General features: G+C 39.0%; 14 protein-coding genes. 8 read left to right on the top strand and 6 right to left on the bottom strand.

The genetic code is table 11. The features are described from left to right. The first annotated feature begins 10 nt into the window (after nucleotides 1-10). The 3 genes from POD11_RS07295 to POD11_RS07285 are packed head-to-tail and all read left to right on the top strand — an operon-like array spanning nucleotide 11 to nucleotide 2,809. Entirely contained in the window at nucleotides 11-1,249 is a 1,239-nt protein-coding gene (locus POD11_RS07295) for a styrene monooxygenase/indole monooxygenase family protein (protein WP_262456814.1), read from the top strand. Between the two features lie 28 nt (nucleotides 1,250-1,277). Then, a complete protein-coding gene (locus tag POD11_RS07290) occupies nucleotides 1,278-1,808 on the top strand; it encodes a flavin reductase family protein (protein ID WP_262456813.1) in 531 nt (176 codons plus the stop codon). Nucleotides 1,809-1,861: 53 nt separating this feature from the next. Then, nucleotides 1,862-2,809: a SphA family protein gene (locus POD11_RS07285; RefSeq protein ID WP_262456812.1), complete on the top strand. Its 948-nt coding sequence runs from the start codon at nucleotides 1,862-1,864 to the stop codon at nucleotides 2,807-2,809. Between the two features lie 55 nt (nucleotides 2,810-2,864). On the opposite strand, the gene POD11_RS07280 is transcribed toward POD11_RS07285, so the two are convergent. The 4 genes from POD11_RS07280 to antA all read right to left on the bottom strand — a co-directional run bounded on the left by POD11_RS07280 (nucleotide 2,865) and on the right by antA (nucleotide 7,327). Continuing rightward, on the bottom strand, nucleotides 2,865-3,923 hold the full coding sequence (locus tag POD11_RS07280) for an AraC family transcriptional regulator (RefSeq protein WP_262456811.1): 1,059 nt from the start codon (nucleotides 3,921-3,923) through the stop codon (nucleotides 2,865-2,867). Between the two features lie 454 nt (nucleotides 3,924-4,377). Continuing rightward, nucleotides 4,378-5,412 (bottom strand): anthranilate 1,2-dioxygenase electron transfer component AntC, encoded by a 1,035-nt coding sequence (antC, locus tag POD11_RS07275; RefSeq protein WP_262456810.1) that lies wholly within the window; start codon nucleotides 5,410-5,412, stop codon nucleotides 4,378-4,380. A 5-nt stretch (nucleotides 5,413-5,417) separates the two neighbouring features. Continuing rightward, nucleotides 5,418-5,909: an anthranilate 1,2-dioxygenase small subunit gene (antB, locus tag POD11_RS07270; protein WP_005124059.1), complete on the bottom strand. Its 492-nt coding sequence runs from the start codon at nucleotides 5,907-5,909 to the stop codon at nucleotides 5,418-5,420. A 2-nt stretch (nucleotides 5,910-5,911) separates the two neighbouring features. Continuing rightward, a complete protein-coding gene (gene antA, locus POD11_RS07265) occupies nucleotides 5,912-7,327 on the bottom strand; it encodes an anthranilate 1,2-dioxygenase large subunit (protein ID WP_262456809.1) in 1,416 nt (471 codons plus the stop codon). Between the two features lie 221 nt (nucleotides 7,328-7,548). Here antA and POD11_RS07260 point away from each other — a divergent pair, with 221 nt between their 5' ends. The 4 genes from POD11_RS07260 to POD11_RS07245 all read left to right on the top strand — a co-directional run bounded on the left by POD11_RS07260 (nucleotide 7,549) and on the right by POD11_RS07245 (nucleotide 10,470). Further along, nucleotides 7,549-7,899 (top strand): winged helix-turn-helix domain-containing protein, encoded by a 351-nt coding sequence (locus POD11_RS07260; protein WP_239967750.1) that lies wholly within the window; start codon nucleotides 7,549-7,551, stop codon nucleotides 7,897-7,899. 471 nt (nucleotides 7,900-8,370) lie between these two features. Further along, nucleotides 8,371-9,156 (top strand): molybdate ABC transporter substrate-binding protein, encoded by a 786-nt coding sequence (gene modA, locus POD11_RS07255; protein ID WP_262456808.1) that lies wholly within the window; start codon nucleotides 8,371-8,373, stop codon nucleotides 9,154-9,156. Beyond that, a complete protein-coding gene (modB, locus tag POD11_RS07250; protein WP_262456807.1) occupies nucleotides 9,153-9,845 on the top strand; it encodes a molybdate ABC transporter permease subunit in 693 nt (230 codons plus the stop codon). The genes modA and modB overlap by 4 nt, the downstream gene beginning before the upstream one ends. Nucleotides 9,846-9,849: 4 nt before the next feature. Continuing rightward, nucleotides 9,850-10,470, top strand: coding sequence for an ATP-binding cassette domain-containing protein (locus POD11_RS07245; RefSeq protein WP_262456806.1), 621 nt, complete (start codon nucleotides 9,850-9,852; stop codon nucleotides 10,468-10,470). Nucleotides 10,471-10,516: 46 nt separating this feature from the next. On the opposite strand, the gene POD11_RS07240 is transcribed toward POD11_RS07245, so the two are convergent. Both POD11_RS07240 and POD11_RS07235 read right to left on the bottom strand, forming a co-directional pair. Next, nucleotides 10,517-12,121 (bottom strand): PepSY-associated TM helix domain-containing protein, encoded by a 1,605-nt coding sequence (locus POD11_RS07240; protein WP_262456805.1) that lies wholly within the window; start codon nucleotides 12,119-12,121, stop codon nucleotides 10,517-10,519. Nucleotides 12,122-12,123: 2 nt separating this feature from the next. Then, complete coding sequence (locus POD11_RS07235; protein WP_262456804.1) at nucleotides 12,124-12,414, bottom strand: hypothetical protein; 291 nt, start codon at nucleotides 12,412-12,414, stop codon at nucleotides 12,124-12,126. Between the two features lie 413 nt (nucleotides 12,415-12,827). Here POD11_RS07235 and POD11_RS07230 point away from each other — a divergent pair, with 413 nt between their 5' ends. Continuing rightward, entirely contained in the window at nucleotides 12,828-13,559 is a 732-nt protein-coding gene (locus tag POD11_RS07230; protein WP_262456803.1) for a 4'-phosphopantetheinyl transferase family protein, read from the top strand. Nucleotides 13,560-13,571: the final 12 nt, after the last annotated feature.

The raw sequence follows: 13,571 nt of genomic DNA, 5'->3' as shown, positions 1-13,571 counted from the left end.
GGAGAATATTATGCGCCGTATTGCAATTGTTGGAGCAGGGCAGTCTGGTTTACAGCTTGGTTTGGGTTTATTAGATACAGGCTATGACGTGACCATGATTACCAACCGTACTGCCGATGAAATCCGTCAAGGTAAAGTTATGTCAAGCCAGTGTATGTTTCATACCGCTTTACAAACTGAACGTGACTTAGATTTAAATTTTTGGGAAGAACAATGTCCAGCGGTAGAAGGTATCGGGCTAGCTTTAGTTAACCCTGAAAATGGTGGTAAAGCATTTGAATGGAGTGCTCGTCTTGAACGCTACGCACAATCGGTCGATCAGCGCGTCAAAATGCCATATTGGATGGAAGAATTTGAACGCCGTGGAGGTCAATTAGTAATTCAGGATGCGGGAATAGCAGAGTTAGAACAACTCGCAAACGACTACGAGCTTGTATTACTCGCGGCTGGTAAAGGTGAAGTTGTTAAGCAATTTGAGCGTGATGATGCACGTAGTGTTTTTGATAAACCACAGCGCGCTTTGGCATTGACCTATGTCAAGAACATGAAGCCAATTTCACCTTATTCACGTGTGACTTTTAATATTATTCCTGAAGTCGGTGAGTACTTTTCATTTCCAGCACTTACCGTGAATGGTCCTTGCGACATTATGGTGTTTGAAGGAATTCCAAATGGGCCAATGGACTGCTGGCAAGATGTCAAAACACCAGAACAGCATTTGCAGTGTAGTTTGGACTTACTCAAGAAATTTGTGCCTTGGGAATATGAACGCTGCACAAATGTTGAGTTGACCGATGCTGGGGGTTATTTGGCAGGGCGTTTCCCCCCGACCGTACGTAAACCCGTTTTAACCTTACCGTCTGGCAAGAAGATTTTTGGTATGGCCGATGCCTTAGTGGTCAATGATCCAATTACTGGTCAAGGCTCAAACAACGCTGCTAAGTGTAGCAAAATCTATTTCGATGCCATTTTAGCCAATGATAATCAAGGTTTTAGCGAGCAATGGATGGTTCAAACTTTTGAACGTTATTGGGCTTATGCAGAAAAAGTCGTGGCTTGGACCAATAGCCTATTAGTACCACCACAGCCCCACGTCGTTGAACTATTAGCAGCCGCAAGCCAAAACCAGAGCATTGCTTCAATTATGGCCAATAACTTTGATGACCCGCGCGCCTTTGCCCCTTGGTGGTTTGATGCAAATCAGGCTCAAGCATTCTTGGCTTCAAAAACCGCAGCAAAAGTGGCTTAAGGGCAAAACAGCAAAGGGAGAATTAAAAATGGACACAATTGAAACTTTAGCTTTACAAGCGATTAATACTGAAAACCCAAGAGAAATTCGTAATTTACTTGGGCAATTCGCAACGGGTGTTACTGTGATTACCACACGTGGTAAAGATGGCCGGAAAATAGGTATGACCGCCAACTCTTTTTCTTCACTATCTTTAGATCCACCATTAATTTTGTGGAGCCTTTCAAAAACGGCACCAAGTTTGTCTGATTTTGTAGAAGCTGAATATTTTGCCATCCACATGTTGGCACAAGAGCATCATCAGCTTTCAGGACATTTCGCTCGAGGTGCTGAAGACAAATTTGCCGGCGTTGCACATCAACAATGCAATGCAGGCGTTCCAATTTTGTCCGACGCACTCGCAACCTTGGTTTGCCGCAATGTCAATCAATATGAAGGGGGAGATCACCTGATTTTTATTGGTCAAATTGAACAATACCAACAACGCCAAGGTGAACCATTGGTATTCCACGCAGGAAAGTATCGCATCGCCGCTGAGCATCCAGAATTAGCACATTAATTCACCACAATCACGATCAATCCGGTCGTGATTTTTTTATAGGAAATAAGAAGATGAAAAGCACTTTAATTAAACATGGCTTTTTAGCAGGGACGTTGTTGGGTTTGCCATTGGTTTCGCATGCCTATGATTTACCGACTGTAAACTTAGGTATGACCAGCTTTCTCGATGGCGGCTTACCCGCAGGGCCCGGCTGGTATGCTCAAACCTATTTTCAAAATTACGATAGCAATAAATTGGTCGATGCCAATGGACAAAAACTCGGTTTACCTAAAACTGATTTAAATTATCAAGTACTGGTTGAACAGATTAGTTATTTATCGAATGTCCGGGTAAAAGATAAAGCCAGCCTAGGCATGAATTTTTTAATTCCTTTTGTCAGTAAAATGGACATGGATGATGGCTTGAATAATGCTGCAATTAAGGCTCAAAGTGGCTTTGGAGACCTTATGATTGGGCCTTTTATTCAGTTCGATCCAGTCATGGGTGCACAAGGGCCGAAGTTTGTACATCGTTTTGAGTTTCAGGTGAATTTACCTACTGGCGAATACGATCAACAAAAAGATATTAACCCAAGTAATAACGCTGTTTCATTCGATCCTTATTGGGCTGCAACGTATTGGTTTAATCCCAAGTGGACCGCTTCAACACGTATTCATTATCTCTATAACTTTAAAAATGATGACCCTAGCTATGCATTTGCTGGAGCAAATGATATGCAAGCTGGGCAAGCAATTCATGCAAACTTTGCAACAGACTATGCCATTACTGAACAATTCCGCCTAGGACTAAATGGTTATTGGCTCAAACAAGTCACTGACACTGAAGTTGATGGTGAAAAAGTCAAAGGTCGACGTGAGCAAGTCTGGGCAATTGGTCCGGGGGCGATGTATAGTTTTTCTAAAAATGATCACTTGGTTGCAAATGCTTATTTTGAGCAAGATGCTGAAAATCGTCCAGAAGGTACGCGACTACAAGTTCGTTATGTTCATCATTTTTAAGTCATAAAAAAAGCCTTTTATATTTATTGATATAAAAGGCTTTTCTTTATTTGTTTTAAGAAAAAATTGAAGTAATTAAGCCTGAGCCTTCACTTTGACCAGAACGGCGAGTAGAAGAGGGTAACTCACCATAACGGCGTTTGTACTCTTGAGAAAAACGGCCTAAATGAGTAAATCCCCATTTAAATGCAACATCAGTGACCGATAGATTTTCATTATGCATGAGTTCTAAATGAGCTTGTTCAAAGCGTAATTCTTTTAGGTAGGACATTGGGGTTGTCCCCAAATAATTTTTAAAGCCAGTAAATAGTGTTCTCACACTGACACCCGCATGTTCAGCCAAAATTTCGACATTCAGCGGCTCATGTAAATGTTCTTTAATATAGGCTTCTGTACGCTTCACGAAATAAGGTGAGACGGTTTTTTCTTTATAATGATCAAGCTTATGTAATGCATTATTGGGTTGACCATAAATAAGTGCATTAAATAGATTTGACTCAAATTGTTTAAAGGCTAAAGGGTGATGGAGTGGGTGTTGATCACATGCTAACGCGTCCATCAATGTTCTAACGAGCTGTAAAAAGTAGGCTCCACTTTGTGTAGCAAAGTCTAATTTAGGATCAAAAACGAGTAAGTTATTTTCAGAATCAGCAATGTGCTGACGGCAATGGTAAGTAAAATCATCCTTTGAAACTTTTAGAATGAGCTGTGGTGAGTTCGCATGCCAACGCATACGTAAAGATTGCTGAGGTGAAATAAGAGAAGCAACTTGAGAATAAGAAATAAATTTTTGTGAACCAAACTCGATTTCTGCATAGCCCTGAGTTGGAATCTGAATTAAGTAAAAGTTATCAAGGTGATCTGGTTCAATAATGACATCCGCGCCATATTCTAAGCGGCTAATAGACAATGCGCCTGTTTTAACATGGTGCATGGTTGCACTGAAATCTCGCTTCTGATGAGAGATTTTAAGATCATGCGGTTTAAAAATTTGCCCGACATTTCGGCAAGTTTCATTTAAATCGTGATGATCAAACACCAAATTATGATTGGTAAAGATAGACTCATTTTGAAAATGACGTCCACTGAGTTCGGGGGAGTTGGCTTGGTTCATATTTATCCCTTTTGGCTCACTCCTGTATTTACTTCTGTTGTAAAAGCTTTAAAACTTAACTGTACAGCAAGTAAATACGGCACTTAAAAAAATTAAGTTACTCGCAAATTACAATGAGATATAAGCAATATATAGACCAATTTATCCGCTAATTAATGTGATTTTCTCAAATTTTTAATTCGGATTTCGTCCATTAATTTAATAAATTCGAGAAATAAAATAGAGGGGCATAAAAGGCGCTATAACTTAATCTCATCATGATCTTATTCCTTAAGATCTATCAAAATTTATAGCAAATCCTAGCGAACTGGTCAATTTATTTTGTCGGAATCTATTATTTTATATTGTTGATATATAATAGTTTTTAATTTAAAAAAACAAAAATTCAATATACCCGTTATAAGAGTATATTGAATCATCCCAGGTTTGAATGGTTTTTAAGCTATTTATATTTTTAACGTGATGTATTGCTCTGTAAAAACTTCTCGCTGTAAATACGGTAGTTTTGCAAAGCTTGTTCATCTAACCAATTTTTCACGGCTTCAATCATTGGTGGTGGGCCACACAAATACATATCAAAAGCCTGTTCAGCCAGCTGATCTTTATTTAAGTGCTCGTGAATATAACCCGCTTTGCCGTGCCAAGCTTCGGTTGCCTTAGTCACAATCGGGTGATAACTAAAGTTCGGAAGCTGTTCTGCGTAGGCATGTAAACGCTGTTGTTCACATAAGTCAGTTTCACTATTTACGCCGTAATATAACTGAACCGCAGGTGAGTCCGGTTGATCCACCAAGTTATCAAGCATTCCTAAAAATGCAGATAAACCTGTTCCACCAGCTACAAAAACCAGTGGTCGCTGTACTTCACGTAAATAGAAACTACCAAGCGGTGCTTCAATAAGTAGGGTTTGTCCAACCTGACAGCGATCACGCAAGTAATTGCTCATCACACCGTCTGGCAAAAGACGAATTAAAAATTGCAATTGATTGGTTGCGTTTGGTCTATTGGCAAAAGAATAAGAGCGCCAGTCTTCAGTATCGGGAATTTGCAAACGAGCATATTGACCCGGCAAAAACTGAAGTTGTCCAGCATGACTGCTCGCATCAAGATGTAAAATTGCTGTTGTTTCAGAAACCAGCTCAACCGCAGTTACTTTGGTTTCAATTTTTAAAGTATCACCAGCGTTACAGATAGCAGAATCATGATCAAAATAAAAAGCTGCATCTGATTTTACACGCGTCTGGCAAGCTAACATTTTTCGCTCAGCCAAATCACGTTCACTTAATGCATCTTCATCAACATATTCTTGTTCATAAAGACCAGTTTCACACTGTCCCTGACAGGTACCACAAACACCTTCACGGCAGTCTAGCGGGAGGTTAATTCCTTGGCGAACTGCTGCATCAAGCAGCAATTCGTCGTTATTTACCGAAATGAAAAAGGTTTTGCCATCGGCAAAGTTAAGTGCAACTGAATGTCCCATTTTCATTCCCCTTAAACGTGATAGAAGTCTAAAACGGAATCAATTTTGTCGTTCAACAAAATGCTGTGTTGACGACGAATACGGAAACCATCTGCGGTTTGACGTAAAAGATAAGTCGCGTGTCCGTAAAAACAGCCTTCTAAACCTTGACGGTTATAAAGCGTTTGCCATGCAACTTTTGCTTCAATTAATCCATCATCTAGTGTTTTAACTCGAATGTTGTTTATGCTGTGCAAAGTACGTGGTAATGGTGTTGCAGATGCCGCTTTTCCGGTGCGAATACGGAATACACGGTCTTCAAGCCCTGTACGGTCTGCATAATAAATATAAGACAAGCCCTGATTTGGATCTTGAACATAGTTATGGTCATCAATCCACTGTGGAATATGATATTCACTATCTTCATCGTAAAGGTCTAGATAGGCATCCCAGTCATAAGCATCGCAAAGCTCTGCCTTTTTGTACAAAAACTGAGATACAGCAAAATGTAGTTCTTGTGACATGGTTACACCTCATCCATTACGGCATTGTTTTCAAAAGTAATATCCTGCATTTTTAATGCTTTCTTGTTTAAGCCGTCGAGCATGAGACGTTGCCAGTGTCCATGCTGATTTACATAGAGTCCTTCGTGGGTAAACTCACGGCCAGTAATAACTGGTTGAATGCCTAAGTCTTGTGAGTTTTTGGTTGCACCGTATTCCCACGATTGACAACCGCGAGAAATATCGCTCCAACGTTCAAGTCGTGCCTGAAAACCTTTTTGTTGTTCACGGAATTCAACTAAATCGTCTGGTGTACCAAGGCCCGATACATTAAAGAAATCTTCAAACTGGCGAATACGGTTACGGCGTGCTTCCGCAGATTCGCCTTTAACCCCAATACATTGGCTGATGACTTCGGTTTTATTCCATGCTACAGGACGAACAATACGAAGCTGTGAACTAATCTGGTCCATAAAGAATAGGCTAGGGTACAAGTTCAAGTTTCTTAAACGATGCATTGCCCATTCAGCATATTTTTCGCCATATTTTTCGACCATATATGGCATAACTGTGCTGTAACCTGGACGAACTGTTGGGTTTGGCATATCACTAAATAAAACACTATGGCCGTTTTTAAAACTAAACCAGCCATCGTCAGTTTCTGAGTCACCGGCACCTAACTTGCTATAGTCAAGCGTATCAAGTTCTTCACCTTTTGATGCATTGACTTGCTGACGGTGTTGAACTGTAGAGACATAGTTATAGTGAACAGTGCTGACATGATAGCCATCTAAGCCATTTTCATTTTGTAGCTTCCAGTTACCCGCAAAGGTATAAGATGACTTGCCTTGTAGTACTTCGAGTTCACCTGTTGGTGATTGGTTGACCATTAAATCAAGGAACAGTTTTGCATCGCCTAAAAAGTCTTCTAGAGAATCTGTTGCTTGAGTATCAAGGCTTACAAATACAAATCCACGATAGCTGGCAATACGGCCTTGTTTTAAGCCACGGCTTGATTTATCAAAATCTTCACAATATTCGCCAGGTGCTTTGACTTTAACCAAGCGGCCATCTGACTTATAGCACCATGCGTGGAATGGACAAGTAAATGTAGACTGGTTGCCTTTAGCAACCCGTGTTAAGGTTGCGCCACGATGTTCACAAGCATTGACCATCGCGTGTAATTCGCCTTTACCATCACGGCTTATAATAATCGGCTGACGACCAATTTGGACTGTTAGAAAATCATGATTGTTTGGAATTTCACTTTCGTGACATGCATAAATCCAAACCTTTTCAAAAATAAGTTCCATTTCCAAGTCAAATAGTTCAGGCTCGGTAAACATATTACGTGCAATACGAAACACGCCATCGTTAGGACGGAAGTCGATACATCCATCTATAAAATCATTCCATTGTTTTAAATTAGATGAGGTCATTTGCTCAATCCTCCATTCATTCAGCTTTTAACTGATTGAACCGCGATTAAGCCATGGCCTCTATCCGTTTTTTCCAGATCTTTATCCACTTTGTGCAGATTTGATTTTTTAAATGAACTCTTTTTATGAAAGAGTAGAGATTTAAAATTGTATGTGTTTTAACCTATTAAAGTTCCTTATAATATTAATGAGCATAAAATGAAATTTTGTGAACTAAGCCCATGAAAGAAAAAAACTTAAAATTACAAATTAGAATTCTTTTAGAGCAGAATATTGCATTTGGTCCGGGTAAGGCAGACTTACTTGAAGCAATTGAAAGAACGGGGTCGATCTCACAAGCTGCAAAATCTATGAATATGAGCTACCGCCGTGCATGGCAATTGGTCGATACAATGAATCAGTGCTTTCAAACGGCTTTAGTTGAAACTCAAACGGGCGGAACACATGGTGGTGGGGCAGCCATCACAGCTCTGGGCCAAAAAGTCTTACAGCATTATCGGCAAATGGAAATTAATGCTCAACAAGCTTTAGAACATGATTATCAAATCATGAGTAGCTATTTAAAAGGCTAAATGAAAACTTTCATAGTGGCTCAATTTTTTAATGTGGTATAGCTTTTGCTTAATATAAATTGCACGCTGAAAAAGCACTGCTGCAATTTTCAGTTACACAGACAATGACGTCTATTCTGCACAATCGTAAAAGATGGTCTGGGATAGGCGTTTTTTATTGTGTATCTAAAAAAGTAGTTGGCATAAACGACTGATCTTTATGGTTATCTCTATGTGATTTTTGGCATAGGGATGACCATAAAACCAATTAAATTAGACACTAAAGTTTAAAAGAAAATAAGTTTTATATAGTGCTCTTAAATGGTTAGCCTCACTACCGAGTGCACCAAAATGAAGTTTTAAATACAAATTGCGCTATTTACCTTCATTCCGATCATCTATATTTGACGAATTATGCTTTTCATAATTTTTGTATGGCGCTATATTCTTGGGTATATATCGCTGCAAAAAACGACAACAAGGTAAGACATAATGGTAAGTGATAGAAAGATAAAAAAATTAGCTTTAGCTTGTTCGGTGCTCAGCATAGGATTGGTCTTTAATATCTCAGCCAAGGCTGAATCAGTTACTGTTTATGCAGCAGCAAGCTTAACCAATGCCATTAACGATTTAGAAAAAATTTACGAAAAACAAAACAATATAGAAGTCAAAACTTCATATGCAGGCTCATCGACATTAGCGAAACAAATTGAAGCTGGAGCACCAGCCGATGTATTTATCTCTGCTGATACGCAGTGGATGGATTATCTACAAAACAAAAAACGAGTAGCTGCTAATGACCGTATAAATTTATTAGGCAATCGTTTGGTTCTAATTACTCCAAAAAGGCAGTCACTAAACGTAAAACTAGATAAAACAACCGATCCAAGTAAAATGTTTACAGGCAAGATTTGTACAGGAGATACCAAAAGTGTGCCTGTAGGCAAATATGCTAAACAAGCTTTTACCAATTTAGGTTGGTGGAGCCGTATTGAGCCAAAGTTAGTTGAAACAGAAGATGTTCGAGCTGCATTAAACTTTGTTGCGCGTAGTGAATGTCAGGTTGGGATTGTCTATGCAACTGATGCAGCGATCAGTAAAGACGTAAAAGTAGCTGGCGTATTTCCAGAAAATATGCATCCGCCAATTACTTACCCTATAGGGATAATTAAAAAGAATCCGAACTCAACAAAGTTCTATCAATTTTTACAAAGCAATCAAGCTAAAGCTGTATTTAGAAAATATGGTTTTAGCGTGTTGGTTCCAGTTAAACCATGATGTTTTCTTTAACCCCAGAAGAGCTCAGCGTTCTGCAACTTTCTTGTAAGGTGGCAGCAAGTTGTCTTGTGGTCAGTATTATTCCTGCAATTTGCGTGGGATGGTTTTTGGCGCGTAAAGAGTTTTGGGGTAAGTCATTCATTGAAACACTGGTATTTTTACCTTTGGTATTACCGCCAGTTGTACCGGGTTATTTGCTATTACAAGTTTTTGGGAGTCGCGGCTTTATTGGACAATATTTGGCACCGCTCGGAATTGATTTTGCATTTAACTGGAAAGGCGCCGTTCTTGCTTCTGCAGTGATGGGTTTTCCTCTTTTGGTACAGTCTATTCGTCTAGCGATTGAACTGGTCGATCAGCGTTTAGAAATGGCAGCAAAGACATTAGGTGCCTCATCTTTAGGGGCTTTTTTTCATGTCACTTTGCCTCTTGCCAGCAGTGGAATTTTAATTGGCACTATTTTATGTTTTTGCCGCAGTTTAGGTGAGTTTGGGGCTACCATTACCTTTGTGGGTAATATTTCAAATGAAACACGAACTTTGCCTCTAGCCATGTATAGCCTAATGCAACAACCCGATACCGAGACCGCTATTCAAAGGCTTATTGTTTTGTCGCTAAGCGTGGCTTTTTTAGCGTTATGGTTTGCACAGTGGTTTCATCGTTATCAAAAGAAGCGTTTAGGACGGTGAGATTATGTTGATTGAATGCCGTTTTCAGCTACAAATGGGTCAATTTCATATTGAACCTAGTTTCCAGTCAGATGCTTCTGTTATTGGCTTATTCGGTGCCTCTGGGGCAGGTAAAACATCAATTCTACATGCCATTGCAGGATTAAATACACCACGCAGTGGAGTCATTAAAATACAGGATCAAACATGGTTTGATTCAAATCAGAAAATTAATTTGAGCACGCAAAAGCGACATGTTGGTTTGGTTTTTCAAGATGCTCAGCTTTTTCCGCATAAAACGGTAAAGCAAAATTTATTATTTGGTCTTAAACATCTATCCCAACAAGAACGTCACTTTGAAGCAGATTATATTATTGAATTATTAAAGTTAGAGCATTTATTACAACGTATGCCGATTAAACTCTCTGGAGGGGAAAAACAGCGCGTAGCTCTAGGACGAGCATTGTTATATTCACCTAAGCTATTACTGCTTGATGAGCCTTTATCAGCACTTGATGCGAACCATAAAGCTGAAATTATTCCTTTTTTTCAGAAAGTAAAAGAGGAAATAAAAATTCCAATGCTTTATGTGAGTCATGATATTCAAGAAATTAAACAACTGACTGAAACAATGTGGATTTTATAATTTTTCGTATTTCACACATTATTTCAGTCTGGTTCATTCAAGGTTGTTAACTCGCCCATAAACTGCCTGTTGGAGCAGATTTTAGGCGATCTTGGGCTTGTTGATAAAAACGCCAGAAAGCGAAAGCAAAAATGATAGCTAAGAAATCAACCACTAATATTTCTCCGCTATGTACCCATAAGCCACTTTGAGGAATGAAGTAAGCTAAAAGGGATGTAAGCGGAATCGCAAATAATACTAAAACCAAGGTTAACAGCAGTTGTGGTAAAGCTTTTGCATAGCCAATCACAAAGGTATAAATCAAAGTCAGTAGGAATATCGCATAATAACCATAGATAAATAGGTGATTCATACTTTCAATATTGAAAGCAGCGAAAAGCCAACGACTGGCTAACATTGTGCCCACGACTGCTAAAACACATCCTAAACATGAACCTATCGTTAAGTTCGCGAGGAACACCACATCTTTACGTTGAACAGGAACTGGATCTTCAGCACGTTTTTGTTTACGTGCACGGGTTTCAACCCAAAGGATGTTACCTGTATAAAACAAGAAAGCGCCACCAACACCTAAAACAAAATAAATCCAGCGTACGCCCGTACCGCCAAAACTTCCAAAATGTAGACTAAACATGGCGTTGATTAGCTTATTACCGGCATCAGTCTGTGTGTTAATGCCTTTATGATTAAAGTGCTCAACTGCATAGGGGTTCATACGCATAAAGTCATGATTTGCACCGCGCAACATCTGATCTGCGCTATAGAGAGCAATACGTGCATTGGCTTTTTCAGGCTTATCTAGACCACTGAACTGGATATAGTCGACTGAATATTCAGGTGCTACTTTTTTAGTTTGAGCTAATATTTGCTGAACATCGATTTGTGTTTGTTTAGGCTGAATAAGTGCAGGCGCAGAGCGCTGAAAAACAGGCTGTCCTTTGAGTGCAAGTTGTCCAATCGCATCATAAAAAAAGTCATGAAAAGCAAAGACAATAACGCTAATACTAATAATGATGTGGAAAGGTAAGCTGGTAATTCCAATCACGTTATGCGCATCTAACCAAAATCGCTTTTTATTTTTACCAGGGCGAATAACAAAGTAATCTTTTACCAAGGTTGGTAAAAGTATGATCACTCCTGAAAGCAAGGCAAGAAAATATAAAATCGAAACAACACCCATCACATAAAGGCCTAGTCCGTGATGGCCTGCCATGCCGGGTATGCCTGCCGTTTCATGCAACTGTTCAATTAGCCAACCAGCCTTAGATAAGTTTTCTTGAGCAACGATTAACTGACCTTTTTCATCTAAGCTTGCCATCCACGTAGTCTGAGCAGCATTAAAGCCATCTCCACGTTCATGTTCGCTCCACGTAATAGGCGCATAGTGAAATTCATTGGACGATAAATTTAGTGTGAAGTTCTTTGGCGCAGCAGGATAGGCCGTCTGTACTTTTTGAATGAGTTCATTATATTGATCGGGTGAGACTTTCGGTAAAACTTGCTGTGTTGGCGTAGCCCACTTACTAATATGGTGCTGAAACATGCTGAGCCCACCAGCAAAGAAACAGATAAAAAGCAAAATCCCTGCACATACACCCACCCAAGTATGCATGCTTTTTGCTAATTTCATGATGTCTGAACGTACTTTCATGTTTAACCCCGTAATACAAAAATACAGCTATACGCTAGGGCATTCGCAATGAATAAATAGATAAGCGCTTTTCGCCCAGACGTAAAAAAATAACTGCCAAACATAATAGGCATCCAACACCACGGAACGCTCCACATCCCCAATTGCACTAATAAATCCATGGCTATATAAGGTTGGCCTAATAAAACAATCAAATTACCAATCGCGATAGAAAGACTTAGACCTAAAACACCACCAGCAAAGGTTTTACCCCACCAATCTGGCTGAATAGGAAACTGAATTTTAGCTTTCATGAGACCAGTTTCCGTTTAAAAAGCGCCATAAAGGGAAGAAACGACCACGCAAAAATGATGAGCATGAACCAGCAAAAAGCGGCAACAACTTTTGGTAAGCTTGCAAAGAGTGCAATAAATCCAATGCCTAATAGCACTAGACCCAAATACTTAAAGAGAGTAGGAAGATGTTGAGAAAACAGATTCTGGTTGCTATGACTACAATAGATACTGACCGCTCCCAACAGGGTCAAAAAAAGTCCTATAAGTTTCATAATCGATGTTTATAAGTAAATTAAAGTCAAAATTTACCCAACAGTATAAGTAAATAATAATTATTATCAAATGATAAATATAATTATTTATAGATTTGCAGTATGTAAGTTAAGATAGAAGATAACTCATTAAAAATATTTATTTTGAAGCCGAATCCAGTGAGTCATTATCTATACATTCCTGAACCACTCAGTAAATCAATTTATGAAATTTCGCACCCTATTTTTTTTACATCCGAGCTATTTTGTTATGGTCTAGATTTATCAAAAACGCATCATTTGCATATAGACCAGCAATTAGAGCATCCCCTAAAAATTGCTCAAGCACATCCAAAACGTCAACAAGAATACCTTTGTGGGAGAGTATTGGCTCAGGCTGTTTTAAGTCATCATTTTGGTTTAGATCAGTCAATAACCTCGATGCACGAACATTTACCCATCTGGCCATCCCATGTTTTGGGAAGTATTAGTCATTCACAAAATAAGTTAATTGTTGCGCTATCTAATAATGCGATTTATTTAGGAATTGATATTGAACACTGGGTGACCTCAGAATTTGCTCAAGAAAGTGCACATCTTGTTTTAACACCATCTGAGTTTGATTTATGGAAAAGTAAAGCGGCTGAGTTTTTTGATTTTGCCCGTTATGTGAGCTTAATTTTCTCTGTAAAAGAAAGCTTATATAAAGCGGTTTATCCCACTGCAAAGCAATATATTGATTTCTTGGAAGCATCTATAGTCGATATTAATTTTGAAAATCAAACATTAACGCTAAATTTTTTTCCTGAAATTCAGCAGCGCTATCAACTCTTAGAACACTATGACGGTGGCTGGACCATAGAACAAGACCATATTATGACTTGGGTTTTTCAGGCACTTCATTCTGCTTAAAGCAAAAGAAGG

Origin of the sequence: Acinetobacter sp. P1(2023), assembly GCF_028367635.1 — a bacterium.
In the GTDB taxonomy this organism is placed as follows: Bacteria; Pseudomonadota; Gammaproteobacteria; order Pseudomonadales; family Moraxellaceae; genus Acinetobacter; species Acinetobacter pittii_E.
This window is presented reverse-complemented; position numbering and strand designations above follow the sequence as displayed.

Coding starts and splice junctions, on each gene's coding strand:
- antC (WP_262456810.1), bottom strand. CDS start 5,412: ATGAAAATGGGACATTCAGTTGCACTTAACTTTGCCGATGGCAAAACC.
- modB (WP_262456807.1), top strand. CDS start 9,153: ATGATGTTTTCTTTAACCCCAGAAGAGCTCAGCGTTCTGCAACTTTCT.
- POD11_RS07280 (WP_262456811.1), bottom strand. CDS start 3,923: ATGAACCAAGCCAACTCCCCCGAACTCAGTGGACGTCATTTTCAAAAT.
- POD11_RS07245 (WP_262456806.1), top strand. CDS start 9,850: ATGTTGATTGAATGCCGTTTTCAGCTACAAATGGGTCAATTTCATATT.
- antB (WP_005124059.1), bottom strand. CDS start 5,909: ATGTCACAAGAACTACATTTTGCTGTATCTCAGTTTTTGTACAAAAAG.
- POD11_RS07235 (WP_262456804.1), bottom strand. CDS start 12,414: ATGAAAGCTAAAATTCAGTTTCCTATTCAGCCAGATTGGTGGGGTAAA.
- POD11_RS07285 (WP_262456812.1), top strand. CDS start 1,862: ATGAAAAGCACTTTAATTAAACATGGCTTTTTAGCAGGGACGTTGTTG.
- POD11_RS07290 (WP_262456813.1), top strand. CDS start 1,278: ATGGACACAATTGAAACTTTAGCTTTACAAGCGATTAATACTGAAAAC.
- POD11_RS07260 (WP_239967750.1), top strand. CDS start 7,549: ATGAAAGAAAAAAACTTAAAATTACAAATTAGAATTCTTTTAGAGCAG.
- modA (WP_262456808.1), top strand. CDS start 8,371: ATGGTAAGTGATAGAAAGATAAAAAAATTAGCTTTAGCTTGTTCGGTG.
- POD11_RS07240 (WP_262456805.1), bottom strand. CDS start 12,121: ATGAAAGTACGTTCAGACATCATGAAATTAGCAAAAAGCATGCATACT.
- antA (WP_262456809.1), bottom strand. CDS start 7,327: ATGACCTCATCTAATTTAAAACAATGGAATGATTTTATAGATGGATGT.
- POD11_RS07295 (WP_262456814.1), top strand. CDS start 11: ATGCGCCGTATTGCAATTGTTGGAGCAGGGCAGTCTGGTTTACAGCTT.